Source organism: Pseudomonas lurida (genome assembly GCF_013522705.1).
Lineage (GTDB): Bacteria > Pseudomonadota > Gammaproteobacteria > Pseudomonadales > Pseudomonadaceae > Aquipseudomonas > Aquipseudomonas quebecensis.
This window is the reverse complement of sequence record NZ_JAAMRE010000004.1, coordinates 184,098-210,741: the sequence shown is the minus strand read 5'-3', so window position 1 is coordinate 210,741 and position 26,644 is coordinate 184,098. Positions and strand designations below refer to the sequence as shown.

General features: G+C 62.7%; 23 protein-coding genes and 2 riboswitches. Of the genes, 6 read left to right on the top strand and 17 right to left on the bottom strand.

The features are described from left to right. Positions 1-44 precede the first annotated feature (44 nt). From G7025_RS05600 to gnd, 3 genes are read right to left on the bottom strand one after another with little or no spacing between them, the layout of a single operon-like run. Positions 45-878 (bottom strand): HAD family hydrolase, encoded by an 834-nt coding sequence (locus G7025_RS05600; protein WP_181077246.1) that lies wholly within the window; start codon positions 876-878, stop codon positions 45-47. Continuing rightward, a complete protein-coding gene (gene zwf, locus G7025_RS05595; protein ID WP_181077244.1) occupies positions 875-2,398 on the bottom strand; it encodes a glucose-6-phosphate dehydrogenase in 1,524 nt (507 codons plus the stop codon). Before zwf ends, G7025_RS05600 begins: the two co-directional genes overlap by 4 nt. After that, the gene (gene gnd / locus G7025_RS05590) at positions 2,395-3,378 is read right to left on the bottom strand and encodes a phosphogluconate dehydrogenase (NAD(+)-dependent, decarboxylating) (protein ID WP_181077242.1); all 984 of its coding nucleotides are present in this window, start codon (positions 3,376-3,378) and stop codon (positions 2,395-2,397) included. The genes zwf and gnd overlap by 4 nt, the downstream gene beginning before the upstream one ends. Before the next feature lie 271 nt (positions 3,379-3,649). On the opposite strand from gnd, the gene G7025_RS05585 reads away from it, so the two are divergent. From G7025_RS05585 to G7025_RS05570, 4 genes are all read left to right on the top strand, one after another. Further along, entirely contained in the window at positions 3,650-3,829 is a 180-nt protein-coding gene (locus tag G7025_RS05585; RefSeq protein WP_258197640.1) for a DUF6026 family protein, read from the top strand. 164 nt (positions 3,830-3,993) lie between these two features. Then, positions 3,994-5,751: a phosphoethanolamine transferase CptA gene (locus G7025_RS05580; RefSeq protein WP_181077239.1), complete on the top strand. Its 1,758-nt coding sequence runs from the start codon at positions 3,994-3,996 to the stop codon at positions 5,749-5,751. A gap of 114 nt (positions 5,752-5,865) precedes the next feature. Next, complete coding sequence (locus G7025_RS05575; RefSeq protein ID WP_181077238.1) at positions 5,866-8,094, top strand: TonB-dependent siderophore receptor; 2,229 nt, start codon at positions 5,866-5,868, stop codon at positions 8,092-8,094. Between the two features lie 141 nt (positions 8,095-8,235). Further along, positions 8,236-8,457, top strand: a complete 222-nt coding sequence (locus G7025_RS05570; RefSeq protein ID WP_181077237.1) for a hypothetical protein — start codon at positions 8,236-8,238, stop codon at positions 8,455-8,457. A 98-nt stretch (positions 8,458-8,555) separates the two neighbouring features. Here the strand turns inward: G7025_RS05570 and G7025_RS05565 are convergent, their stop codons facing one another. The 10 genes from G7025_RS05565 to G7025_RS05520 form a co-directional block, all read right to left on the bottom strand. Beyond that, positions 8,556-9,050 (bottom strand): GNAT family N-acetyltransferase, encoded by a 495-nt coding sequence (locus G7025_RS05565; protein ID WP_181077236.1) that lies wholly within the window; start codon positions 9,048-9,050, stop codon positions 8,556-8,558. Positions 9,051-9,223: 173 nt separating this feature from the next. After that, the gene (gene zapE, locus G7025_RS05560; protein ID WP_181077235.1) at positions 9,224-10,327 is read right to left on the bottom strand and encodes a cell division protein ZapE; all 1,104 of its coding nucleotides are present in this window, start codon (positions 10,325-10,327) and stop codon (positions 9,224-9,226) included. 15 nt (positions 10,328-10,342) lie between these two features. Continuing rightward, on the bottom strand, positions 10,343-10,678 hold the full coding sequence (locus G7025_RS05555; protein WP_181077234.1) for a nuclear transport factor 2 family protein: 336 nt from the start codon (positions 10,676-10,678) through the stop codon (positions 10,343-10,345). Between the two features lie 51 nt (positions 10,679-10,729). Further along, the gene (locus G7025_RS05550; protein WP_181077233.1) at positions 10,730-11,446 is read right to left on the bottom strand and encodes a helix-turn-helix transcriptional regulator; all 717 of its coding nucleotides are present in this window, start codon (positions 11,444-11,446) and stop codon (positions 10,730-10,732) included. Positions 11,447-11,598: 152 nt separating this feature from the next. Beyond that, positions 11,599-14,256, bottom strand: coding sequence for an aminopeptidase N (gene pepN / locus G7025_RS05545; protein ID WP_181077232.1), 2,658 nt, complete (start codon positions 14,254-14,256; stop codon positions 11,599-11,601). Between the two features lie 13 nt (positions 14,257-14,269). Continuing rightward, positions 14,270-15,100: a DUF2797 domain-containing protein gene (locus G7025_RS05540; RefSeq protein ID WP_181077353.1), complete on the bottom strand. Its 831-nt coding sequence runs from the start codon at positions 15,098-15,100 to the stop codon at positions 14,270-14,272. Beyond that, entirely contained in the window at positions 15,097-15,357 is a 261-nt protein-coding gene (locus G7025_RS05535) for a YeaC family protein (protein ID WP_034097057.1), read from the bottom strand. The genes G7025_RS05540 and G7025_RS05535 overlap by 4 nt, the downstream gene beginning before the upstream one ends. 13 nt (positions 15,358-15,370) lie before the next feature. Further along, the gene (locus G7025_RS05530) at positions 15,371-16,243 is read right to left on the bottom strand and encodes a rhomboid family intramembrane serine protease (RefSeq protein WP_181077231.1); all 873 of its coding nucleotides are present in this window, start codon (positions 16,241-16,243) and stop codon (positions 15,371-15,373) included. Further along, positions 16,240-17,214, bottom strand: a complete 975-nt coding sequence (locus G7025_RS05525) for a metallophosphoesterase (RefSeq protein ID WP_375139323.1) — start codon at positions 17,212-17,214, stop codon at positions 16,240-16,242. Before G7025_RS05525 ends, G7025_RS05530 begins: the two co-directional genes overlap by 4 nt. Continuing rightward, entirely contained in the window at positions 17,211-18,101 is an 891-nt protein-coding gene (locus G7025_RS05520; RefSeq protein WP_003217892.1) for an NAD(+) kinase, read from the bottom strand. The genes G7025_RS05525 and G7025_RS05520 overlap by 4 nt, the downstream gene beginning before the upstream one ends. Positions 18,102-18,247: 146 nt before the next feature. Between G7025_RS05520 and G7025_RS05515 the strand changes: the two genes are divergently transcribed. Next, a complete protein-coding gene (locus G7025_RS05515; protein ID WP_181077229.1) occupies positions 18,248-19,195 on the top strand; it encodes a DUF1853 family protein in 948 nt (315 codons plus the stop codon). Between the two features lie 126 nt (positions 19,196-19,321). Here the strand turns inward: G7025_RS05515 and G7025_RS05510 are convergent, their stop codons facing one another. Genes G7025_RS05510 through cobW form a run of 4 tightly spaced genes read right to left on the bottom strand, consistent with a single transcriptional unit; the run spans position 19,322 to position 25,802 of the window. After that, positions 19,322-19,924: a vWA domain-containing protein gene (locus G7025_RS05510; RefSeq protein WP_219855185.1), complete on the bottom strand. Its 603-nt coding sequence runs from the start codon at positions 19,922-19,924 to the stop codon at positions 19,322-19,324. Positions 19,925-19,977: 53 nt separating this feature from the next. Then, the gene (locus G7025_RS05505) at positions 19,978-20,976 is read right to left on the bottom strand and encodes an ATP-binding protein (protein WP_181077227.1); all 999 of its coding nucleotides are present in this window, start codon (positions 20,974-20,976) and stop codon (positions 19,978-19,980) included. Then, a complete protein-coding gene (gene cobN, locus G7025_RS05500; RefSeq protein WP_181077226.1) occupies positions 20,973-24,737 on the bottom strand; it encodes a cobaltochelatase subunit CobN in 3,765 nt (1,254 codons plus the stop codon). The genes G7025_RS05505 and cobN overlap by 4 nt, the downstream gene beginning before the upstream one ends. Before the next feature lie 3 nt (positions 24,738-24,740). After that, a complete protein-coding gene (cobW, locus tag G7025_RS05495; protein ID WP_181077225.1) occupies positions 24,741-25,802 on the bottom strand; it encodes a cobalamin biosynthesis protein CobW in 1,062 nt (353 codons plus the stop codon). A gap of 91 nt (positions 25,803-25,893) precedes the next feature. Continuing rightward, a riboswitch (cobalamin riboswitch) is annotated at positions 25,894-26,092 on the bottom strand. A gap of 42 nt (positions 26,093-26,134) precedes the next feature. Next, a riboswitch (cobalamin riboswitch) is annotated at positions 26,135-26,351 on the top strand. A 98-nt stretch (positions 26,352-26,449) separates the two neighbouring features. Here cobW and G7025_RS05490 point away from each other — a divergent pair. Next, the gene (locus tag G7025_RS05490) at positions 26,450-26,638 is read left to right on the top strand and encodes a CbtB domain-containing protein (protein WP_181077224.1); all 189 of its coding nucleotides are present in this window, start codon (positions 26,450-26,452) and stop codon (positions 26,636-26,638) included. Positions 26,639-26,644: the final 6 nt, after the last annotated feature.

The following is a 26,644-nucleotide window of genomic DNA, read 5'->3' as shown; positions in this document are numbered from 1 at the left end:
CTTGCGAGCATTGCAAACAATGCTCGCAAGTTGCGCCGTTGAACTTAAGGCCGCGGGTGCGTTTGCAGGATAAATCGCTCGAATGCTTCTGCGGCGCCCTCTTGGCTATTACTGCCGGTTACCACATTGGCCTGGCGCTTGACGGTTTCTTCCGCCTGCCCCATGGCAATCGACAAACCGGCGACGTGAAACATCGCCGGGTCATTCCCGCCGTCGCCAATTGCCGCCGTCTGCTCCAGCGGCACACCCAGGTGTTCGGCCAAGGTTTTCAAGGCCTCGCCCTTGTTCGCCAGCATGGCCGTCACGTCCAGATACACCGGCTGTGAGCGCGATACCTGGGCCAGCCCCTCGACCTTGGGATGCAATCGCGCTTCCAGCTCCACCAATAACTGCGTATTGAGGCTGGCGGCAACGATCTTGTCGACACGGTCCAGGTACGGCTCAAAGCTTTCCACGACCTGCGGGCCATAGCCCAGCCCAGCGGTTTCGCGCGGTTCCATCGGGCCCGGCTCGCCACGGCGCAGCCAATCGCCATCGGCAAACATCCACACTTCCACGTCCGGCTCGGCCGAAAACAGCGCCAGGGCGATCAGCGCCGCCTCCGCCGGCAAATGGTGAGCCACCAGGATGCTGCCGTCCGGGTGCACCAAGGTGCCGCCATTGAAACCCGCCACCGGAACGTCGATACCGAACGTCTCGATCAGGTGCCGCATGGCCTTGGGCGGGCGCCCGCTGGCCAGGCTGAACAGTACGCCGGCCTCGCGCAGCGCACGCACCGCATCGACTGTACGCTGGCTGAGACGATGGTCGGGATGCAGCAACGTGCCATCCACGTCGCTGAGGATAAAACGGATGGGATGGATCGCGGCATCACTCATCCGAGTGTGTGCCAGGTGCGGCCATCACGGGCCAGCAGCGTGTCGGCCGCCGCCGGGCCATCTTCGCCGGCCTTGTAGGTCTGGATACCATCGTCTTCCTTCCATGCGTCGAGGAACGGCTGCACCGCGCGCCAGCCGTTCTCGATATTGTCGGCACGCTGGAACAAGGTCTGATCGCCCGTCATGCAGTCGTAGATCAGGGTTTCGTACCCGGTCGACGGCTGCATTTCGAAGAAGTCCTTGTAGGCAAAGCCCAGCTGAATGTTGGCCATATCCAGGGTCGGCCCGGGCTTTTTCGCCAACAGGTCGAACCACATGCCTTCATTGGGCTGGATCTGGATTTTCAGGTAGGTGGGCTTGACTTCGTCCACCTCGGTGTCGCGAAACTGTGCGTAGGGCGCCGGCTTGAAGCAGATCACGATTTCGGTATCGCGCACGCTCATGCGTTTGCCGGTGCGCAGGTAGAACGGCACGCCGACCCAGCGCCAGTTGTCGATCATGACCTTGAGCGCCACGAACGTCTCGGTGCTGCTGTCTGGTGCGACATTGGCCTCTTCGCGATACCCCGGCAATGCCTTGCCGCCGATTTCGCCGGCGGTGTACTGCCCGCGTACGGAGTTGGCGCGCGCGTCTTCCAGCGACCAGGGGCGCACGGCACCGATAACTTTGGCCTTTTCCCCGCGCACCGCGTCGGCACCGAACGCCGCCGGCGGTTCCATCGCCACCATCGCCAACAGCTGGAACAGGTGGTTGGGCACCATGTCGCGCAAGGTGCCGGTTTTTTCGAAGAAGTTGCCCCGTGTCTCCACGCCGACGGTTTCGGCGGCGGTGATTTGCACGTGATCGATGTAGTGGTTGTTCCAGAACGCCTCGAACAGCACGTTGGAGAAACGGCTGATCAGAATATTCTGCACCGTCTCCTTGCCCAGGTAATGATCGATGCGATATATCTGCTTCTCGCTCATGACCTTGAGCAGGCTGGCGTTCAACGCTTCGGCGGTGGCCAGGTCGGACCCGAAGGGTTTTTCGATCACCACGCGCCGGAAACTGTCGTCGGTTTCACTCAACAGCCCGGCGCTGCCCAGACGCTGCACCACTTCACTGAAGAAACGCGGCGCGGTGGCCAGGTAGAACACCGCGTTGCCGGTACCGCTCTCGGCGATTTTCCTGCCGATATCGGCGTAGGTACTGTCGTCGAGAAAGTCGCCCTCAACGTAGCTGATACCCTTGGCCAACTGCGCCCACAGCTGCGGGTCGAGGGCATTGTCGACATTGCCCTTGACCTTGCTCGCCGCCTCGGTGCGGATGAAGTCTTCGAGTTTCTTGGCGAAGTCCACATCGCTGATGGCGTTGTGATCAACGCCGACGATGCACAAGCCGTCGCCCAGCAGGCCATCGCGACTGAGGTTGTACAGCGCCGGCATGAGCAGACGCTTGACCAGGTCGCCATGGGCGCCAAACAGAAACAAGGTGGTGGGTGGAGCGGGTTCGGCCTTCAGTTTTTTGCCGTTAGCCGTCATTTTTTGGAAGTCTCCACGTGACCACCGAAGCCGAAGCGCATCGCCGACAGCATCTTGTCACCGTAGGTGCTCTGCTGGCGCGAGCGGAAACGGGCGAACAGCGAGGTGGACAGCACCGGCACCGGCACGGCCTGTTCCATGGCGGCCTCGATGGTCCAGCGGCCTTCGCCACTGTCGGCCACGGAGCCGGAATAACCGTCGAGTTTCGGGTCGGTGGCCAGTGCATCGGCGGTCAGGTCCAGCAGCCACGAAGACACCACGCTGCCACGGCGCCAGACTTCGGCGATATCGGCAACATTCAGGTCGAAGCGCTGGTCCTGCGGCAGGTTTTCCGAGTTCTTGGTCTTGAGAATGTCGAAGCCCTCGGCGAACGCCTGCATCATCCCGTATTCGATACCGTTATGGATCATCTTGACGAAATGCCCGGAGCCGGCCGGGCCTGCATGGATGTAGCCGTGCTCGGCACGCGGATCAGCGGCGGCGGAACGGTCCCTGGTGCGCGGGATATTGCCCAGGCCCGGCGCCAGGCTGGCGAAAATCGGGTCGAGGCGCTGCACGGTTTCGGTGTCGCCACCGATCATCATGCAATAACCGCGTTCCAGGCCCCAGACACCGCCGGACGTGCCCACGTCAACATAGTGCAGGCCTTTTTCCGACAGCGCCTTGGCGCGACGTACGTCATCCTTATAGTTGGTGTTGCCGCCGTCGATGATCACGTCACCGTCTTCCAGCAGCTCACTGAGTTCATTGATGGTGTTTTCGGTGGGGTCGCCTGCCGGCAACATCACCCAGACAGCACGCGGTTTCTGCAACCCGGCCACCAGGGCCTTCAGGTCGGCAACGCCGGTGGCGCCCTCTTCGCTCAAGCCTTTGACAAAGGCTTCGTTACGGTCGTAAACAACGGTGGTATGCCCATTGAGCATCAGGCGCCGTGCAATATTCCCGCCCATGCGGCCTAGTCCGATAATCCCCAGTTGCATGTGCTGATGCTCCTAACTGCTAAAAAATGTGTGACATAGTTTATAGCGCAATGAGGCTAATGAGGGTTAGTCCAGAGCGGATCCCTGTAGTTTCATGCTAAAAAAGATGCCATCGTTTCACCATCACCCCGGTAAAAGTCACACGACCACCAAAAATAAAAAAGTTCCATTGATGTGAAAAAGAATTCAGAATTGCTTCCGACTGATGCCGAGAACCTCGACTCAAGCGTTCTGGCACACCGCGACACACCGGCTATTTGCGAGGTAAGCAATGAGCACTGTACAGATGACCCGTCCTCCACAGACCCTCTACGTCACTATTCGTCGCGATGAATTGCGCCAGTTGCAGGACGAGCGCGAGCAGTTGCAGCAGGAAGTCATGCGCCTGCGCTCCCACATCATTCAAGCCCAACTGGATCAGCAAGCCGGCGCACAGCCCGCACTCTGCTGAGACCGGTCATTGCTTTGTAAGATAAAGGCTACAAAAATCTCACAAAGTTTTCACACGTCGTTCCCGATACTCCCGCCCCCAAAGGCCACCGGATACCGAAAGTGGCCTGCGTTGTGCGTGCAGCCCTGCGCGTCGACTGGAAAATTCTTGGGTTGGAGCGCCGGATGGCAATGTTCAAACGCAGCACAAAGTCTGCGAAAGGTTTCGATTGGGCCGGTCTTGGCTGGCTGTTTGTGTTTTTCTGGTACTTCTCCGGTATTACCCAACTGCTGATACAACTCAGCGGCACCTCCGGTTTCAGCGGTTTTCGTCAAGCCTTCTTCATGAGTGCACTGTGGCTCGCGCCCGTGCTGGTGTTTCCACGCCAGACCCGGGTAATGGCCGCCGTGATCGGCGTGGTGCTGTGGGCCTGCTCCATGGCCAGCCTGGGATATTTCTTTGTCTACCAGCAGGAATTTTCCCAGAGCGTCATCTTCATCATGTTCGAGTCGAACATCTCCGAAGCCGGTGAATACCTGACCCAATACTTCGCCTGGTGGATCGTGCTGGCCTTTATCGCCCACACCGCCGTGGCGATCTTCCTCTGGAGCCGGATTCGCCCGGTCTACCTGCCCCGTGCCCAGGCGCTGGTGGCGGCGACCGCGATTCTGGTGGCCGTTATCGGCTACCCGCTGGTCAAGCAGATCGCCCGCAGCGAGACGCTGGCAGAGGGCATCGACCGCTTCGAGACCCGTATCGAGCCCGCCGTGCCCTGGCAGATGATCGTCGCCTACCGCCGCTACACCGAGCAGTTGGACAACATGCAGGGCATGCTCCACAGCGCCAGCCAGATCCCGCCCCTGACCAACCTCAAGGATGCCGGCGCCGGCCAGCCGTCGACCCTGGTACTGGTGATCGGCGAATCGACCAACCGCCAGCGCATGAGCCTTTACGGCTACCCGCGCGCTACTACGCCGGAACTGGACAAACTGCGCGACCAATTGGCCGTATTCGACAACGTCATCACCCCCCGCCCCTACACCATTGAGGCGCTGCAGCAGGTGCTGACCTTCGCCGACGAAGAGAACCCCGACCTGTACCTCAAGACCCCGTCGATCGTCAGCGTGATGAAACAGGCGGGCTACAAGACCTATTGGATCACCAACCAGCAGACCATGACCAAGCGCAACACCATGCTGACGACCTTTTCCGAACAGGCCGACGAGCAGGTGTACCTCAACAACAATCGCAACCAGAACGCCCGCCAGTATGACGGTGACGTCCTGGCGCCGTTTTCCAAGGCACTGGCCGATCCGGCCGAACGCAAGTTCATTGTGGTGCACCTGCTGGGCACGCACATGAGCTACCAGTACCGCTACCCGCCGAGCTTCGACAAGTTCACCGACCGCCAAGGCGTGCCCGCCGGCGTCAGCGACGACCAGTTGCCGACCTACAACAGCTACGACAATGCGGTGCTGTACAACGACTTCGTGGTGTCCAGCCTGATCAAGGACTACGCCAAGACCGACCCCAATGGCTTCCTGCTGTACCTGTCGGACCACGGCGAAGACGTGTTCGACTCGGCGGGCCACAGCACGTTGGGCCGTAACGAGGGCAAGCCCACCGCGCCGATGTACACCATTCCATTCATGGCCTACGCGTCGCCGAAATGGCGCGAAAGCCATACCTGGGATTTTGCCGGCGACCTGCAGCGGCCCTACAGCAGCTCACAGCTGATCCACACCTGGGCCGACCTGGCCGGGTTGAGCGCCAAAGAACTGGACCGCAGCAAGAGCCTGGTGAGCGACAGCTTCACCCCACGTCCACTGCTGATTGGCGACCCGTATCAGCGCCAGCAGAAGCCGTTGATCGACTTCAGCCTGATCAAGCCGAAAAAGCCGGTGGCCACGGATGTAGTGCTCCAGGAAAAGACAGCACCGTAACAAAAAGATAACAATCATTCTCGTTTAGACCTAAAGTTCGACAGCTCCTTTCGTCTTTGAGCAATGGCCTTTCCCTACCGAAGAGGCCGCAAAGACGACAAGGAGACTGCCGCGATGATCGCGCCCCTCACCCGTTCCATGTCCCTCACGCTCGGCCTCTTCAGCGTAACGCTGAGCCCCGGGTCGTTCGCCGAAACCGATGACAGCCACGCGCCACTGCAGCTGACCGCCACCCGCATCAGCGCCGACGGCCTGGGCGCCACCACCGAGCACACCGGGGCGTACACCACGGGCTCCATGAGCACCGCCACGCGCTTGAACCTGTCCGTCAAGGAAACCCCACAGTCGATCTCGGTGATCACCCGCCAGCAGATGGACGACTTCAACCTCAATACCCTGACCGATGTGCTGCGTCAGACCACCGGGATCAACGTGCAGCACAACGACTCCGATCGCGTGTCGTATTCTTCCCGTGGCTACGGCATCAACAATTTCCAGATCGACGGGATGCTCAATACGTTCGGCTTCATGAAGTCCGACGCCGACACCATCATCTACGACCGTATCGAAGTGGTGCGCGGTGCGACGGGCCTGACCACCGGAGCCGGCGATCCTTCGGCCACCGTGAACATGGTGCGCAAGCGCCCTACAGCCGATTGGCAGGCGAAAACCGGCGTCAGCGGTGCCAGTCATGACAATTACTACAGTTACCTGGACGTCGGCGGCCCGCTGGCATTCGACGGCCGGCTGCGCGGGCGCACGGTGCTGGCCTACCGCGACAGTCAGTCGTTCCGGGACAACTATGCGCTGCAGCGCTCGGTCGGCTACGGCGTTCTGGAGGGTGACCTGTCGGACGATACCGTATTGGCCGTGGGGTTTGATTACCAGGACAAACAGGTGCAAGGCACCTCCTGGGGCACCGTGCCCTACTGGAACAGCCGGGGCGACAAGGCCAGGCTGCCGCGCTCGACCAACATGGCGGCGCATTGGAGCTCCTGGCCACTGACCGACAAAACCACTTTCGCGACCCTGGATCATCGCCTGGCGGGTGACTGGCACCTGAAGGCTGCCTACACCCACCGACAAAGCGACACGGATGGCAAGGTCTACTACGGCGGCGCCGGTTTTCCCAACGACGACCGCAGCGGCATGACCGCCTGGGCCAGCCATATGCGCGGCACCTCGAGAATGGAAGCCGTTGACCTCAATCTGGCCGGCAGTTATGCGTTGCTGGGGCGCGAACATGCGCTGATGATGGGCTACGGCGAGGCGGCGCAACGGGACGTTTCGCCATTTATGCGCAGCAGCCTGGACGCGAGTTACTACACCATCGACGATTGGAAATACATGGGTGGCATTCCCAAGTTCAGCGACACCGTCACCGACCTCAAGGGCGAACACAGCAGCAAGAAGCAAAAAGCCGGCTACCTGGCCACACGCCTGAGCCTCACCGACCGCCTGCACGCTGTGCTGGGCAGCCGCTACGGCAGTTGGGAGCTGGAAAGCGCGTTGCCGACCTACGATGCCAACGATCAGCTGACGGCCAACGACAAGACACGCCAGACCCACAACGATATGTGGACGCCCTACGCCGGGCTGCTCTATGACCTCACGCCGCAGTACACGGTGTACGCGAGCTACACCGATATCTTCAAGCCCCAGAGCCTGCGCGATGCCAACAAGAAGTACCTGGAACCGGTGGTGGGCAGTAACTATGAAGTCGGCCTCAAGGGCAGCCTGCTCAACGAGCGCGTGAACCTGGCGGCTGCGTATTTCTGGAGCACCCAGGATAACGTTGCCGAACGCGACTATTCGGTGGCAACGAACCCGGTCACCGGCGAGGAGTACTACACGTCCGGCGGCAAGGGCAACAAAGTCAACGGCTTCGAACTGGAGGTGGCCGGTGAAATCATGCCGGACTGGAACCTTACAGCCGGGTACACCTACACCCACTCGGTGAACGGCGCGAGCAAACGCAACAATACCGGGCAGCCGCTGAACCTGCTGAAGCTCTCCAGCGCCTACCGGTTACCCGGCGCGTGGCGTCAACTCACCGTCGGTGGAGCAGTGAATTGGCAAAGCGATTTCTATGATTTCGGCAACCGGCCAACGGGCGAACGCGATGCCGACGGAAAGCTGATCACCACCCGCGCCAAAATGACCCAGCAGGCTTACACAGTGGTCAACCTGATGTCGCGCTACCAGGTCGACGACCATCTTTCGGCTTCGCTGAATATCAACAATCTATTTGATAAAAAATATTACGAGCGTGTCGGCTTCTATAACGGTGTTTATTGGGGAGATCCGCGCGCGGTCACGCTGGCATTGGATTGGACGCTTTAAACCAGGAAGCCTAAGTTAAGGGAAGATTAACTTCCGGCCCGCTCTACGTTAATTCCCACTTAATAAGTTACCGGCATAGTCGCCCCATGAATCTGATCATGACATGACCGGATACCGATTACTGTTAATGGGAAAACCACGATGAAATGCTCCACCCTGATATTTGCCGGCCTGATGACGCTGACCTCCGCCGCCGCCTTCGCAGAAGGCGGCTCCGAGCGTTCCAAGGCGTTCTATGACAACTTCACCTTCATTCAGCAGCAGGCTCACGGCGCTACCCAACAAACCGCGTCCGCCGATGGCAAAGACTTCAAAAAAGCAACGGTGGAACAATCCACCACCGAGCAACAACCCAAGAGTTGATTTAATCCTTAGTTAATCCGCAACACGCTCTGCCATTACGCTCCTTTGGCAACAGTGAACTTTGGCGCCATGCATTGGCGCCTTTTTTTTGCCGGAATTTAATTAAGCGATTTATTCCAGAACAGCATGCGGCCATGGGCCGGGTCGAACATGCCTGCCTCAAAGCCGAACTTGCGGTAAGCCGATTGCGCCACGTCGTTACCTTCAAGAACTTCCAGGGTGATTTTGCAGCACCCGCGCTGCCTGGCGATTTCCTCGACCTTCTGCAGCATTTTCTGACTCAATCCCAGCCCTCGAAAACCCTCCATCACCACCACGTCATGGACATTGACCAACGGCCGGCATACGAAGGTGGAAAAACCTTCAAAACAATTGACCAGCCCCGCAGGCTCACCGCCGACAAACGCCAGCACACTGAACGCATGCGGCCGTTTGGCCAGCTCCGCCGGCAGCTGCTCCAACAGATCGCGTGGCAGGCTGTGCCCGCCACCCATGGGGCCTTCGGCGTAATGGTTAAGTACCAGGGCAATCGCCTCGGCATGCACGGCGTTGGTATAGCTGGCTTGCAGCACCAGGATGTCAGGGGTGTCCATTTCCGTCCTCGATAGCAACAACTAGGGAATCAGCTCCCTTTGAGGGCACGATTGTAAGCATGGAGTCGGCGGGAGATGAAGGAGATTAACTACAAATACCTGCGTGAAAGCGCGAAGGCTTCATGGGCATAAAGCCGTCGATGGCGGGTCGTCACGGACGGGTCCTACGGATATCAGCCGAAACGCCGCAGCTGCATTTCCTGTAAACGGCTCAGGGTGCGACGGAACGGAAACTCCAGGTAGCCCTCGGTATACAGGCGCTCCAGCGGTACTCGGGCCTCGAGGTACAACGGCACCTTGCGGTCATAACATTCGTCCACCAAGGCGATAAAGCGGCGCACGCTGTCGTCGTGCACCGACAAAGCAGGCAGTTCGCGGTCACCGGCCAGAACGCGCTGGGCCGCGTCCTCGGTACCACGGGCAATCCGTCCCGGCCGTCGTTGCGCACTCAACTCAGGCACCTCGCCGAGCAGAATCGCCTCGAAGCGATCGCACAACAGCATAAAATCCATCGCCGCCAAGGGTTGCTCGCACAGGTCGACATAGCGGCACCAGAGCACATGCTCGCTGGCCTGTACGGTGGCGATACTGCGATGCCCCACATCGAGCGGCCCGCGAGTCAGCGCCTGCCCTTCGGCCAATCGTTCGAATACCTCGGCGAGTACCTCGGGCTGGTTGACCCAATAGCGCTGCTGGGCAACGCCGGGGTGCAAACGGTGATCCTCACTGCCGTCCACCGCCACCACCTGCATATGCCGCTTGAGCGCCGCAATGCCCGGCAGCAGGCGTTCACGGTTGAAGCCATCGGCATACAACTGATCGGGTGGCTGGTTGGAGGTGCAGACCATGACCACGCCCTGCTCAAACATGACCTGAAACAACCGGCCGAGGATTATCGCGTCGCCGATGTCACTGACGAACAACTCATCGAAGCACAGCACCCGCACTTCGTGGCTCAACTCCCGCGCCAATGCCTGCAGCGGATCCGGCGTACCGCTCAACTGGAACAAACGCTGGTGCACCCACCCCATGAAATGATGAAAGTGCTGGCGGCGCGCGGGTACGCGCAGGCTTTGATGGAACTGGTCCATCAACCAGGTTTTACCACGCCCCACCGGCCCCCACAGGTAAACGCCGCTGAGGGATGAGCGGCCCTGATGCAGAGCCTGATGACACGCTTGCAGGGCCTCGACCGCGCGGCGCTGAGCGACGTCGGTAACAAAACCCTGTTGGTGGATGGCGTGGTGGTAGGCCGCGAGCGGCGAGTCGAAAGTCATGCCCGCCAGTATGACCTACACGGAAATGTCCAGGCGTGAAATCTTACCCTGCTCGTTCAGGCGAAAGGTGTAGCGCAGCTCCAACGGGCTGCCTGGGAAATTACCCGACACCACGTTGCGCACCAGTATCTTGCCGGTGCGATGTTGCACATTGAGCACCTCGACCCTTGGCTGATAGCGGTGCGCCGTGTCTTGCATCCAGCGCGCAATGGCAGCCGTGCCGACAAGGTGCCCGCCGTCATCGAACACATTGGCATCTTCGGCAAACCATTGGGCAACGGTCGAGGTGTCGCGGGTATTGGCGGCCTCAAGATAGGCGGCGATGGCCGGGGCCAACTCGGGAAGGGACATGGCACAACTCCTTTTGGTCAATTTTGCAGGCCATGTTAAGCCGCGGTTGTGTCAGTTTTTGTCAGGAGTGAACTGGCCGCTCTCATTACTTTCCATCTGCTTGCGCCAGGCCCGCAGCCAGTCGCTGCGACGCCCTGGATAGCGTTCGCCACGGGCCTCGGCGCTGGCCACGCGGTCAGTGCGAAAGGTGCGATAGGCGCCGCGCAGTTCACACCACGCGACAATCACCCGTACCTCATTCAGAAAGCCCAGGGCCAGTGGCCAGATCAGGCGGTGGCTTTGGGTTTGGCTGGCGTCCGCATAATCAATGTGCAACTTGGCCTGGCCGCGTATCGCTTCGCGAAACACATTCAACGGCACACGGTTTTCCGGATAGCCGAAACCCGGCGGTCCCGGCAATACGGTCGGGTTGCGTAAGGCTTCCTGGGCGGCCGGGTCCAGCACATCGGCGATCTTCGCCAGTGCGTTGGCGGCGGCGCGGCTGAGCACGTCGTCGCCGCGCTGATCCACATAACGTAACCCCAATACGATCGCCTCGGTTTCCTCGGCATTGAGCATCAGTGGCGGGAGGAACAGGCCGCTGCGCAACACATACCCTACCCCGGCTTCGCCGAAGATGGGGGCACCCAGCGCGGTCAACTCAGCGATGTCGCGGTACAACGTGCGCTCGGACACCTCCAGCTGCGCAGCCAGCACGGCAGCCGTCACCGGGCGCTTTCGGCCACGCAGGGCCTGCAATAAGGTCAATAAACGAGTGGTGCGCGACACGTTGATGACTCAGGCGGGGAAGGAAGCCGCAGCTTAGCATTTACTCCTGACAGAACATGTCAGGAGCAAATGGCTGCGGTTTTTCTGGGTCGGTGGGTGTTTTTGATAGGGCTGCTTCGCAGCCCGGCGCGAAGCGGCAACGCACCCCGCCCTTACGCCAGACTCTTGCTGACCACCTCGAACACGTCGCTGGACAGACCGCCGGACGCAAGGATGCGCTCCAGTTCGGCCTTCATCAGCGCCTGGCGCGCGCTGTCGTATTTACGCCAGCGAGTCAGTGGCGCCAGTTGGCGCGAGGCGATCTGCGGGTTAAGGCCGTTCAACTGGATCACCAGGTCCGCCAGGAAGCGATAACCCGAACCGTCCGCCGCGTGGAAGTTGACCAGGTTCTGCCCGGCAAAGGCGCCGATCAGCGCCCGCACCTTGTTCGGGTTCTTGAGAGTGAACGCCGGGTGTTCCATCAACGCTTTGACCCGGGCCAGCCCGCCTGGCTGGGTGCTGCCCGCCTGCACGCTGAACCACTGGTCCATGACCAGCGGGTTGTCCTTGAAGTTCTCGGCGAACACCGCCAGCGCCTGGGCTTTTTCCGCCTCGAACGGAGAATTGACCAGCACTGCCAGCGCTGTCAGGCGTTCGGTCATGTTGTCACACGCCTCGAACTGCTCCAGGGTGGCCGCCAGCACTTCGGATTTGCCACTGAGCATCAGGTAGGACAACGCGATGTTCTGCAAGGCGCGTCGTGCAAAGTGCTCGGCCGACGCCACATAAGGCGTTTGCCGCGACAGTTCGCGATTGGCCTGGTAACGCAGCCACAGGGTTTCGAACACATGATCGGCCAGTTGCTTGCGTGCAAATTCGCGGGCCGCGTGAATGGCTTCCACATCGGCCACTTCACTGATCTCCGTGAGGTAGGCTTCGCTAGGCAACGAGAGCATTTCTGCGACCATGGCCTGGTCCAGAGTTTCGTCCATCAGCACCGTGCGCAGCGCGTCGATCAGACGCTGATCCAACTGCAGCGGCTGACCGGCCTGATGCTGCCCGATCAGTTCCTGCAATACCTGCACCGAGAGTTGCTGGCCGGCATCCCAACGGTTGAAGCCGTCGCTGTCGTGCTGCATCAGGAACATCAGCTGATCGCGGCTGTAGGGGAAGCTCAGCTTCACCGGTGCCGAGAAACCACGCAGCAGCGACGGCAATGGCTGCTCGGCGATATCGACGAAGGTGAAGGTCTGTTCGGCCTGCGTCACCGACAGCACGCGAGAGGTGCCGGCGGCGGCGGCCTCACCTGCCAGGCGCAGCGGGAGGTCGGCGCCGTTGCCGTCCAGCAGGCCCAACGCCACCGGGATTACGAATGGCAGCTTTTCCATCTTGTCCGGGGTGGTTGGGCAGCTCTGGCGGAAGGTCAGGCTGTAGGTTTTGGCGGCGGCATCGTAGGACTCACTCACCGCCAGACGCGGCGTGCCGGCCTGGCTGTACCAGCGCTTGAACTGGCTGAGGTCCACGTTATTGGCGTCTTCCATGGCCTTGATGAAATCGTCGCAGGTCACGGCCTGGCCGTCATGACGTTCGAAGTACAGGTCGCTGCCCTTACGGAAACCTTCGGCGCCGAGCAAGGTGTGGATCATGCCGACCACTTCCGAGCCCTTTTCGTACACGGTCAAGGTGTAGAAGTTGGAGATCTCGATAAAGCTGTCCGGGCGCACCGCGTGAGCCATGGGGCCGGCGTCTTCGGCGAACTGATGGGTACGCAGGTAGGCCACGTCCTGGATACGCTTGACCGTCGCCGAGTTCATATCGGCGGAAAAGCCCGAGTCACGGAACACGGTAAAGCCTTCCTTGAGCGACAGCTGGAACCAGTCGCGGCAGGTCACGCGGTTGCCCGACCAGTTGTGAAAGTACTCGTGGGCGACAATCGCCTCGACCCGCTGGTGCGCGGCGTCGGTGGCGGTTTCGGCGCGGGCCAGCACGGCGCTGGAATTGAAGATATTGAGGCCTTTGTTCTCCATGGCGCCCATGTTGAAATCGTTGACCGCCACGATCATGAAGATGTCGAGGTCGTACTCGCGGCCGTAGGTTTCTTCGTCCCAGCGCATGGATTTTTTCAGGCTGGTCATGGCGTGTTGGCACTTGTCGATGTTTTCCGGCTCGACATAGATGCGCAGCGCCACTTCCCGCCCGGTCATGGTGGTGAAGCTGTCTTCGACGCACCACAGGTCACCGGCCACCAGGGCGAAAAGATACGCGGGCTTCTTGAACGGGTCTTCCCAGGTCGCCCAGTGGCGGCCGTCTTCACCAGGGCCGCTGGCGATCGGGTTGCCGTTGGAGAGCAGCACCGGGTAGCTGTGCTGCTCAGCGATGACCGTGGTGGTGAACCTGCTCATCACATCCGGGCGGTCAAGGTAGTAGGTGATCTTGCGAAAGCCCTCGGCTTCGCACTGGGTGCAGAACATACCGCCGGATTTGTACAGGCCTTCCAGCGCGGTGTTGGTTTCCGGGTGGATGCGCACGCTGGTGTCGACGGTGAACGTTTCACGGGTCGGCTGCAGGGTCAAGTGGCTGTCCGTCAGCTGATAGTCGGCCTCGGTCAGTTCCTTGTCACCCAGATTGACGCTCAGCAGCTCCAGTTGCTGGCCATCCAGCACCAGCGGCGGCAGGCCGGCGCCACGCTCGGGGTTGCGGCGCATCACCAGCTGCGCGTGGACCAGACTGTGGTCCTCGAACAACTCGAAGGTCAGGTGCGTCTCGTCGATCAGGTAGTCCGGCGCCTGATAGTCCTTCAGGTAAATCATCTTCGGTTGTTCGGTGCGCATGGTGAGCATCCTTCTACTGATGCACGGCGAGCTGGTAGGCCGTGTACTTGCGAATATTGATAACGCCGGTGTCGAAGATCAGGTATTGGCCTTTGATCCCCAACAGCGTGCCTTCGGCAATCGGGTTCTTGTCCAGGTTGAAGCTGACGATCTTGGCCGGGTACTGCTCGACCGGATAGCGAATTTCGATCGGTTCGACGTCGGCAATGGTTTGGATGGCCTGCAGGCCAAAGCGTTCCTGCAAACCCAGCAGGCCCTCGGCGCAGGTGGCGAATAGATCGTCACGCACTTGCTTGAGGTTCACGCTGGCGGCGTCGCCCTTGAGCAATGCCCGCCAATTGGTCTTATCGGCCACCTGGCTGCGAAACAAGTCTTCGACAAAACCGGACTGCTGGCGCGTGGCCACGCGCATGATCGGTAACGCTTGGCTGGCGCCCTGATCCAGCCAACGCGTCGGCAACTGGGTGGCGCGGGTGATGCCGACCTTGATCCCGGAGGAATTGGCCAGGTACACCACGTGGTCGGTCATGCAGAACTGCTCGCCCCAGCCCGGATCGCGGCAGGTGCCGGCGTCGTAATGGCAGCGCTCGGGGCTCATGATGCACAGGTCGCACTGGGCCAGTTTGGTCATGCACGGGTAGCAATAGCCCTGGCTGAAACTGGTCTTGGTCCTGCGTCCGCAATGGCTGCAATGAATGGCACCGAGGTATTCCAGGCGCACGTGGGTGCCGATCAACGGGTTGACCGGCACCTCGGTATCGCCCAGGCGAAACGCATATTGAACGGTCGGTTCACCGAGTTTCGCCGACATTTTACTGACTGCACCGCGCCCAATTTCAATCAATGGATCGCGTCCGACTTGAACAGGATGTTCGGCACGGTGGTGGACTTCGACTGGCATTCCTGCGGCCCCATGTAACCGGTGCGCTGGTCTTCCGGCAGGTTCTGGATTTCCCAGGCGATCATTGCCTGCAACGACAACTCGCGCTGCTCGGCGGTGAGCTTGCGGCCGTCGGACCACTTGCCGATCTCCACGGCGAGCTTGAGGCTCTGGTAGATGTCCGGGGTGATGTTTTCGATCATTTCAGCAAAAGAGGACATGAAGGCTCTTCCTTTAATTAAGAGGCGTTTTACGGCGGCTGTAGAGCCCGCCCAGCAAGCCGGTAAAGCAGCCGACCACAAGCCCGCCCACATGGGCCGCGTTGGCGATTTCACCGAAGCCGATCATCGATACCAGCCCCGACAGGCACAGCACCAGCCATATCAGCATCATCGCCAGCACCCCACGGGGCAGACGATAGGTCGGGTTGGGCGACAACAGCTGATAGATCCAGCAATGCCCCAGCAGGCCATACAACACGCCGGACAACCCGCCAAACAGGCCGGGCCCGCCGTAGGCGTATTGCGCGTAGTTGGAGACCAGGCTGAATAACAGGGTCAGGCCGAGCAGGTTGATACTGCCCTGGCGCGCTTCGATGCGCCGACCGAGTTCCCAGTACCACATGCCGTTCATGGCCAGGTGCAGGATGCCGAAGTGCAGCAGCATCGGCGTGACCAGCCGCCACCACTGCCCCGACGCCAGGCTGTCGGCGAGCGGGGTGAACTGGATATATTCGCCCAGCACCCGAAATGGCAGGAAGCTCAGCCAGCTCATCGCCTGCAGGTTGTCGCCCAGCAGGGTCAACGCCCCCACCACCAGGCTGGCCAGCAGCACCAGCGCGGTCACCGGACTGCGTCGCACTTGCTGGGCAAAGCCAGGGCGCGCCACGGGCGCCTGCTCGGGAATGTCCAGTTGCCGGTCCGGGTCGCCCGCCGGGAAACGTTGATACAACACGCGCACATCGTCGCTGATGCTTTCCGGCACCCACAAGACCTGCTCGCCGGCCTCTTCGCTGACGCGATGGGGCACCTGCATGCGTTGCAGCAGCTTGACGAAACCGCCGAGGTCGACGCTCAGGGGCAAGCGCAATACCGCCACGCTGCTCATTTCATCACCTGCGGCCGCTCAACATCGACCCATACGAACTTGCTCGGATCCAGGCGTGTTTCCTGGTCCAGTCGATAGGCCACCAACTTGCCGTACAGCACTGCGCTGTAGTCCAGGCAGGCCAGGTTGGGGCGAATCGGCGCCGGCTTGCCGCTGCGCCAGTAGTGGCCGACAAACAGCAACGGCTCGTCGACGCCATAGCGCAGCAGGGAATTTTTTTCATGGGGCGACAACGGCGTGCGCGCCACCGGCTCGGGCAGCGCGTCGGGCTGGAACACGATGTCGCCGTAGGTCTTGGGATCGTCTTCCCAGAACTTGGTGCGAAAGAACGAACGCGTCAGGCCGTCGCCGCCGGTCAGCGTCAGACCGCCGGGCAGGCGCATATCGGTGCCGCGCAGCAGGCGGTCGAAGGCATTGCAGGCAAAGCTGCCGGGGACGGCGGCGGCCTGCAGGAAGTGCGGATCGATGCAGCCATCCGGGAACGTGGCACGCAAAGGTTCGATGAAACTCTGATCCCAGCAGGCATGCACCACGCGAAAACGCCCGGCATCGACGAACAACGGCATGTCGTAGAACCAGCCGATGAAGTCCTGCCAGTCGGCCGGATGCTGCTCGAACTGGGTCAGGGTTTCCTGGATCAGCCGCGCGTGCCGTGGGGTGTGCTCGCGCACGAACTGCTTGCCACTGCCCGGCGGCGCCGGCGTGGTCCAGCCCAGGGCGTTGAACTCGTGGTTGCCCATGATGCACAGCGCCTGGCCGGCCTCGGCCATGTCGTGGACGATATGCAACGCTTCGCGGATGCGTGGGCCACGGTCGATGATATCGCCGAGGAACACCGCCATGCGCGACGGATGTCGCCAGGTGCCGGCCTGCTTGTGGTACCCCAACTGGTCGAGCAAGTGCTCAAGGGTATGAGCGCATCCGTGCACGTCTCCAATCAGGTCGTAGCTACGCGCGGGATCGAGCATCAGTCGCCTCCACCCCCCAAGCGGCTGCCCCAGCCCAACTTGGTACGGCACACTTCGTAGTAGTTGTGATCCAGCGGGTGGATCAGGCGCAACTTCTGTGCCTTTTTGCTCACGGTGATGGTGTCACCGGGGGCGCAGGTGAAATGGTTCTGCCCGTCGCAGGAGACTTGCGGGTAGATCTGCATGTCTTTGGACACCACGATTTTCAGCTCACTGTTGCCATCGACCACAATCGGTCGGCTGGACAACATATGGGGATACATCGGCACGATCACAATGGCATCGAGCTTGGGGTGCATGATCGGGCCGCCGGCGGACAGTGCATAGGCGGTGGAGCCGGTGGGCGTGGCGACAATCAGGCCATCGGCCTTCTGGCTGCACACGAACTGACCATCGATATACAGCTCGAACTCGATCATGCGCGTGGATTTACCAGGGTGCAGCACCACATCATTCAGCGCGTCGCCCTGGCCGATGGCTTCTCCGTGGCGACGCACTTCGGCTTGCAGCAGGAAGCGGTTTTCCACCAGGTAGTGGCCGTCGAGTACCTTGGCCACTTCGACTTCCAGCTCATCGGGGCGGATATCGGTGAGAAACCCCAGGCTGCCCCGGTTGATCCCCAGCACCGGCACGTTATGCCGCGCCAGCGCCCGGGCCGCGCCGAGCAGGCTACCGTCGCCGCCGACCACGATCACCATGTCACAGACTTCGCCGAGCATCTTGCGTGACGAAGTCTGCAGGCCGTGGCCGGGAAGGATTTCGGCGATGGTGTCTTCGAGGATCACATGCAGGTGGCGCTCGAGCAGAAACTTCTTAAGCCGGCGGACGGTGTCCAGCACCTGGGTACTGCCCAGGCGACCGATAATGCCGATATTGCGAAATTGCTCCATGGGGCTCCTGCGGGCGTTGGGGTGTGGCAAAAAAGAAACGATTATGGGCGAAAGGTCGCGCCAGGCAAAATCCTTTGTCGCCACGAAGCCTTGATGACAACGGTTCTCAGCCCCCTTCAACGCAGTGAAAAGGCTATGCTCGGACCATGACTGTGTTCCCCGATCTGCTCAACCTGCCCCGCCTGCTGCGCCACCCCGAGGTGCGCGACCTGGCGTGGGTGATCCTCGCTCCGCCGATGCTGGCGCGCGCGCCCTGGCCGCAGCGCCACCCGCTGGCGGGCAGTGACTGGGTGCAAGCGCCGGATCGGCTCGAACACTGGCTGCACAGCCTCGACCAGGACAGCGGCGCCCTGCGGCACTGGTTGAGCCTGTCACGCACCCGACGCCTGGGGCTGTACTACGAGCGTTTGTGGCAATTCGCCGTGCAGCATGCGCCGGGCGTGGAACTGCTGGCTGCCAACCTGCCGATCCGCCGCGCCGGGCATACCCTCGGCGAGCTGGACATGCTGCTGCGCGACCGCAACGGCGTGCATCACTTGGAACTGGCGATCAAACTCTACCTCGGCCCGCAGGATGGCAACGGCCAGGACAGTGCGCAGTGGCTGGGCCCCGGCTGTCACGACCGGCTGGACCGCAAACTGGCGCACCTGGCCCAGCACCAACTGCCGATTTCGGCACGCCCGGAAAGCCGTGAAGCCTTGGCGGCGCTGGGTATTCAGGCGTTCGATGCGCATTTGTGGCTGGGCGGGTATTTGCTCTATCCCTGGCCCGGCCTGGCCGAACCACCGGCTGGCGCTCACCCTCAGCACCTGCGCGGGCGTTGGTTGCATCAGCGCGATTGGCGGGATTTTGTCGCGGTCAGCGCGCCCGGACGCTGGCAACCCCTGCCCCGCCATGCTTGGCTGGCGCCGGCGCACTACCCGGCGGACGAGGTGTGGAGCGAGGAACAGATGCAGGCCTGGCTGGCCGACCTTGATCCGATGGCGCCCGCGCAGCTGCTGGTGCGCATGGTGCAGAACGGTGAAGGTTGGGAGGAAGCCGAGCGCTTGTTTCTGGTGGCGGACCTTTGGCCGAATGTGCCGGGGGCTGGTTGATGGAGGGGGTGGTGTAGGTGAGTGCCTCATCGGGGGCAAGCCCCCTCCCACATTTGACCGAGTACACCCTTTGGAATGCTGTCGAGTGTGGGAGGGGGCTCGCCCCCGATAGCGGCGACACCGGCACTACAACTTATCGATATGCCGATAATCCAACTGCAACCCAGCCGCCAACTCCCGGGCCCGCCCCAGCCTGATCGGCCCGCGCTCGATATCCACCAGCAACCCCGCACACGCCAATAACGGCAACCCGCCGATGTCCTTGAGCCGCCCATCCGTAATCACCAACACACGCTGCTGCTCAGCCGGATACTGCTTGCGTCGCGCCATCAACCAATGCTGCGCCTCGGTCAGCGCCGCCAGCAACGGCGTTCCACCGCCGGCGCCCAGCTGATCCAGCCAGCCGGTCAGGCCTTTCGCAGCTTTCAACCCCTGAACCTGCCATTTCGGCACCTGACCACTGGCGGTCAACAACGCCATGCGCGCGCGTTGCCGGTAGGCGTCGTCAAACAGCTGGGCGAGCAAGCCCTTCGCGTCGGTTAACGCACGATGTCGCCGGGTAGACGCCGACGCATCGACAATCACCAGCCACAACTCATGGGCCGAACGGCTGCGCAGATGGTAGCGCAGGTCTTCACGGGAATGCGGCCGGCCGCCGAGTAAGGTTCCGGGCCAGTTGATTGCGCCCTGCCGCGCGCTGCGCGCCTTACCCTGCCTGCCGTTGTCCAGTCGCCCTGCCTTGGGGCGGGCATCCGTCCCCGCGTCAGGTCGGGGGCGGATGCCTAGGGCTTTTTTGGCCAGGCGGGCACGTCTCGGCGAGCGCCGGTGGGCAGCGCCGGTGCGGGCATATCGCCCCACTGACCTTGGGCGGGCGAGGTGTCCGAGGGTGTCGGCGACTGCCCCTGATTAGGCGGGCTGGTCGGTGCGGACGGCGCCTGGCGACGGTGGCGCAAGGCAAATTCCGCGACGGCTTCGATATCTTCCTCGGCGATCTCATCCGCGCCCCGCCACGCTGCGTGCGCCCGGGCGCCGCGCAGCCAGACCAGGTCAGCGCGCAAGCCGTCGACCCCCGCGACAAAGCAGCGCTCGGCAATCTGCGCCAGGGCGCGGTCATCCAGCTCGATACTGTCCAGCCGCGCGCGCGCCTGAGCGCAGCGCTCGCGCAACGCCGTCTGCTGTTCGGCCCACTCGGCGCAGAAGACGGCGGGGTCGTTGTCGAAATCCAGACGGTGCCGGATGATCTGCCCGCGCTCGGCAGGCAGGGTCTGCCCGCTCAACGCCACATTGAAGCCGAAGCGATCCAGCAGTTGAGGGCGCAACTCGCCCTCCTCCGGGTTCATGGTGCCGATCAGCACGAACCGCGCCGAATGGCGGTGGGAAATGCCGTCGCGCTCAATCACGTTGGTGCCGCTGGCGGCCACGTCCAGCAGGAGGTCAACCAAGTGATCGGGCAGCAAGTTGACTTCATCGACATACAGCACGCCGCCATCGGCCTTGGCCAGCACGCCCGGGGAAAACTGCGCACGGCCCTCGCCCAGCGCGGCGTCCAGGTCCAGGGTGCCCACCAGGCGCTCCTCGGTGGCCCCCAGCGGCAATGTCACGAATTGACCGCTGGCCAGCAGATCGGCCAGGCCACGGGCCAGGGTGGACTTGGCCATGCCACGCGGGCCTTCGATCAGTACGCCGCCGATCCTGGGGTCGATGGCCGCCAGGCACAGCGCCAGTTTCAGGTCATCGGCGCCGACCACGGCGGACAGTGGAAAATGGGGAATATCGGTCATTGGCTGTCTTCTTCTATATCCAGCAACAGGTTTTCCAAGGCTTCACGGTAGGCACCCGGCGCCTGCCACAGGCCGCGCTGCTGGGCTTCGAGCATGCGCTCGGTCATGTCGCGCAATGCGGCGGGGTTGTGCTGCTGCACGAACGCCCGGGTGTCGGGGTCGAGCAGGTAGGCATCGGCGAGCAAGGCGTATTGATGATCGTCGATCAGCGCGGTGGTGGCGTCGAAGGCGAACAGGTTGTCCACGGTGGCCGCCATCTCGAACGCGCCTTTATAGCCGTGGCGCTTCACCCCATCGATCCACTTGGGGTTGGCGGCGCGGGCGCGGATCACCCGGTTCAGCTCTTCCTTCAGGGTGCGGATCTTCGGCAGGTCCGGCTGGCTGTGGTCGCCATGGTAGCTGGCGGCTTTGTCGCCGCTCAGGGTTTCCACGGCGGCGAGCATGCCGCCCTGGAACTGGTAATAGTCATTGGAGTCGAGCAGGTCGTGTTCGCGATTGTCCTGGTTTTGCAGCACCGCCTGCACCTGGCTCAGGCGCTGGGCAAACTGCTCACGGGCCACGGTGCCCTCGTCGGACCCGCCATACGCGTAGCCACCCCAGTTCAGATAGACCTCGGCAAGGTCCGCGCGGCTTTGCCACAGGCGCCCGTCGATCGCGCCCTGCACACCGGCGCCGTAGGCCCCCGGCTTGGCGCCGAAGATCCGCCAGCCGGCCTGTTTCGCTGCCGCTTCGGCGTCCAGCCCGGATTGGCGCAACGCCTCGCGCTCGCTGCGCACCTTGGCGGCGAGTGGGTTCAGATCGTCCGGTTCGTCCAGGGCCGCAACGGCCTGCACCGCCGCGTCGAACAGGCGGATCAGGTTGGCGAAGGCATCGCGGAAGAACCCCGACACGCGCAAGGTCACGTCGACGCGCGGGCGGTCGAGCAGGCTGATCGGCAGGATCTCGAAGTCGTCCACCCGCTGGCTGCCGGTGGCCCAGACCGGCCGCACGCCCATCAGCGCCATGGCCTGGGCGATATCGTCACCGCCGGTGCGCATGGTCGCGGTGCCCCACACCGACAGACCGAGTTGGCGCAGGTGGTCGCCGTGATCCTGCAAATGCCGCTCCAGAATCAGGTTGGCCGACTGGAAGCCGATGCGCCAGGCCGTGGTGGTGGGCAGATTGCGCACGTCCACGCTGAAGAAATTGCGCCCGGTGGGCAACACATCCAGGCGCCCGCGACTCGGCGCGCCGCTGGGCCCGGCCGGCACGAAACGGCCGCTCAGCGCATCCAGCAAGCCGCGCATTTCCGCCGGGCCGCAGGCGTCCAGGCGTGGCGCGACGATGCTGCGCAAGTGCTCGATCACCGCGTTCACCTCTTCCCAGCCCGGTGCCTGCAGTACCTCCAGGGGCCCTTGCAGAGCCTGTTCGATCAGCCGCGCCGCATACAGCTCCAGGCGCTCGCGGGTATCGCCAGCGGTGCGCCACGGCTGCGCATCAATGCCTTGCAACAGCTCGGGACGCCGACCGGTCCACGGTTCGGCCAGGGCGCAGTCCAGTGGGTCGAAGCCCAGCGCGAATGCCTTGGCCAGTACGCGCAGCAGGCTCGATTGCGCGCCACGGCCATCGCCGCGCGGGATGCGCAGCAAGGCGAGTAAGGTATCGATGCGCAGACGGCCCTGGGGCGATTCGCCAAAGATGTGCAAGCCGTCGCGGATCTGCGACTCCTTGAGGTCGCACAGGTAAGTGTCCAGGCGCGGCAGCCAAATCGCGGCATCGGCGTCGCCATCCAATTGCAGTTCCTGGTCGATGCGGGTTTCGCGCACCAGCTTGAGAATGTCTTTCTGCAACTCGCGGGCGCGGCGCGGGTCGAGCAGTTGCGCATCGTAATACTCGTCCGCCAGCAGCTCCAGGTCGCGCAGCGGGCCGTAGGTTTCGGCGCGGGTCAGCGGTGGCATCAGGTGGTCGATAATCACCGCCTGGGTACGACGCTTTGCCTGGGCGCCCTCGCCCGGATCGTTGACGATAAACGGGTAGATGTTCGGCAGCGGGCCGAGCAGTGCATCCGGCCAGCAGTGTTCCGAGAGCCCCACCCCCTTGCCCGGCAGCCATTCCAGGTTGCCGTGCTTACCGACGTGGATCACGCCGTGGGCACCGTAGGTGTGGCGCAACCAGAAATAGAACGCCAGGTAGCCATGGGGCGGCACCAGGTCCGGGTCGTGGTACACAGCGCTTGCGTCCACCTGGTAACCGCGCGCCGGCTGGATGCCGACAAAGGTCAGGCCCAGGCGCAGGCCCGCGATCATCAGGCGGCCATCGCGGCACATCGGGTCTTGCTGCGGCGCACCCCAGCGCTGCAATACGGCCTGGCGGTTGGCCTCGGGCAGGCGCAGGAACATCGCCTGGTACTCGTCCAGGCCCAGGCTCTGATGGCAAGGGCGCAGGTCCAGGCTGTCGAGGTCATTGGTGACGCCGCCGAGCAGCTCGTGAATCAGCGCGGTGCCGCTGTCGGGAAGCGCATCCGGCAGCGGATAGCCCTCGGCGTGCAGCGCCCGCAGGATATTCAGCGCCGCCGCCGGAGTGTCCAGCCCGACGCCGTTGCCGATGCGACCGTCGCGGGTCGGGTAGTTGGCCAGCACCAGGGCGATGCGTTTGTCCGCATTCGGCACCCGCGCCAGTTCGACCCAGCGCCGTGCCAGTTCGGCGACGAAATCCATGCGCTCGGGCGCGGCGCGGTAGCACACCACGTCGGACTGGCTGCGCTCGCTGCGCCAGGCCAGATCCTTGAAGCTGATCGGCCGGCTGATGATGCGCCCGTCCAGTTCCGGCAAGGCAATGTGCATGGCCAGGTCCCGCGGGCCCAGGCCTTGCTCGCTGGCCTCCCAGCCGGGCTGGTTGTCCTGGGCGCAGATGGCCTGGATCACTGGGATATTGCGGCGAAACGGGCGCAGATGCGGCGCTTCCGGGCTGGATTGGGCGAAACCGGTGGTATTGAGGATCACCGCCGCGCCGACTTCATCCAGCAAGTCCTCGACCACCGCCAGGCAGCCCGGCTCTTTCAAACTCGCCACCGCCATTGGCAACGGGTTCAGCCCCGCCGCCTGCAGGCGCTGGCAGAACACATCGATAAAGCCGGTATTGGCCGCCTGCAAATGCGAGCGATAGAACAGCACCGCCGCCACCGGCCACTCGGCGCGCCAATCCGCTTGCCAATCGCTCAACCGCGGGCTGGCGTGGCGCGGGTGATAAATCGCCGTGCGCGGCAAGGTGTGCGGCTCGGCCCAGGCATAATCGCGGCCCAGGTAAGCACTGGCCAGGCAGCGATAGAAATCCAGCGCATTGCCCAACCCACCCTGGCGCAGGAACTGCCACAAGCGGTCGCGCTGTTCGGCGTTAACCGTGCTCAGGCCGCTGAGCTCCGGGTCCGGGCGATCATCCCCCGGCACCAGGATCAACCTCACGCCGCGCTCGGCCAGCTCCACCAGGCGCTCGACGCCGTAGCGCCAATAACCGATACCGCCGTGCAGCGAAATCAGAATCACCTTGGCGTGGCGCAGCACCTCGTCGACATACAGGTCCACCGAGGCATGGTTCTGCACCTGCATGGGGTTAGCCAGGCGCAGGCTCGGGTAATCGTCGGGCAGCTGCCGGGCCGCTTCGGCCAGCAGCGCCAGGCTGGAATCGCCGCTGCACAGGACCACCAGCTCGGCGGGCGTTTGGCCAAGGTCGGCGATATTGTCGTCCGCGACGAAACCACCGGGCTGAGTCCTGAGCAGGTGCATGGGTTAAACGCTGAGCGCGGCGCGCAGGTGCGCTTCAAGGCCCGCCGCGTCCAGGTCCTGACCGATCAGCACCAGGCGCGTGATGCGCGGTTCGTCGGCTGTCCAGGCGCGATCGAAATGCTTGTCGAAACGCGTACCCACGCCTTGGATCAACAGGCGCATCGGTTTGTTGGGAATGGAGGCAAAGCCTTTGACGCGCAGGATGCCGTGTTGCACCACCAGTTGCGTCAAGGCATCGAGCAGCAGCGCTTCGTCGGCCTGGGGCAGATCGATGGAGATGGAGTCGAACGCGTCGTGATCATGATCGTCTTCACCGTCGTGGTGGTGATCGTGATGGCTGTGACGGGCGTCGATGTGATCCTCGGAGCCTGCGCCAAGACCGATCAGCACCTCCAAAGGCAGGCGACCGCTGCTGGCTTCGACAATCTTCACCGCCGGCGGCAGTTCTTCGGCGACTTCCAGGCGCACACGGGCCAGGTCATCGGGACTGATCAGGTCACATTTATTGAGGATCACCAGGTCGGCGCTGGCCAGTTGGTCGGCGAACAGTTCGTGCAGCGGCGATTCGTGGTCCAGGTTCGGGTCGAGCTTGCGCTGGGCGTCGACCTGATCCGGGAACGCGGCAAAAGTGCCGGCGGCCACGGCCGGGCTGTCGACCACGGTGATGACCGCATCCACCGTGCAGGCGCTGCGGATTTCCGGCCACTGGAAGGCCTGGACCAAGGGTTTTGGCAGGGCCAGGCCCGAGGTTTCGATCAGGATATGGTCGAGGTCGCCGCGACGGGCAACCAGTTCGCGCATCACCGGGAAGAATTCTTCCTGCACCGTGCAGCACAGGCAGCCGTTGGCCAGCTCGTACACGCGGCCGTTGGCTTCTTCTTCGGTGCAACCGATGGAGCACTGTTTGAGGATCTCGCCGTCGATGCCCAGCTCGCCGAACTCATTGACGATCACCGCAATGCGACGGCCCTGGGCGTTGTCGAGCATATGGCGCAGCAAGGTCGTTTTGCCCGAGCCGAGAAAGCCGGTAACGATGGTGACGGGGAGTTTGGCCAGTGTTTTCATCGGATGCCCTTGGGGGCGGGCAGACGGGACGATGGCCCTGCGCAGGCGCGCAGCAGCAGATTTCGTCACCGGATCACCCCGCCCGGTTGAATTGAAAATCGGTGCCGAGGCAGGTCTCCTGGCTTGGGGCGTGCAGGTCTTGCGACCGGCGCCGACTGCGCCTTCCCGCCTGATGGCAGTGGCATGGCAGTCAACTGAACCCTTCACAGTTGCGGGGGCAGCCGCGGCTTTGACCGCGTTCCCTTCTTAGCTTCGGCCTGGGCCGAAGAACCTCGAGGGTGCAAGGCTACAGGGGCTGGTCGCATTTGACTACCGTCCGCCACCCATGCTCTCCTACACATCTTGTTTCGGGTGCCCTTCACAGGGTGAAACGGGAAACCGGTGATTCGCCAGGTTGATGCCTGCGTGAAAAGTCCGGTGCTGCCCCCGCAACGGTAAGCGAGCGAAGCGTCACGGCCACTGTGCTTGAGCATGGGAAGGCGACGCTTTAAGGGTTCCTGGCAGAGCCCCCTCGCAAGCCCGGAGACCGGCCCGAAAAAATCAGATAACAAACCCGCGGTGGGCGGGCGCTGTTTAAACCTTGCGAGCCCGGCTCGCGGGGTTTTCATGCGCACGTCTCCACCCCAGACACTTGAAAGGGACGCGCCATGTCGATCATCAGCAGCACCTCGCCCGCCGTCAGCGGCACCACTACCCTGAGCCAACGCCTGACCGCCGCCATCGGTGCGTCGATCCTTGGTGCATGCCTGGTGTATTTCGCCGGTTTCTCGCACATCGAGGCGGTGCACAACGCCGCCCACGATACCCGCCACAGCGCCGCGTTCCCGTGCCACTGAGGCCTG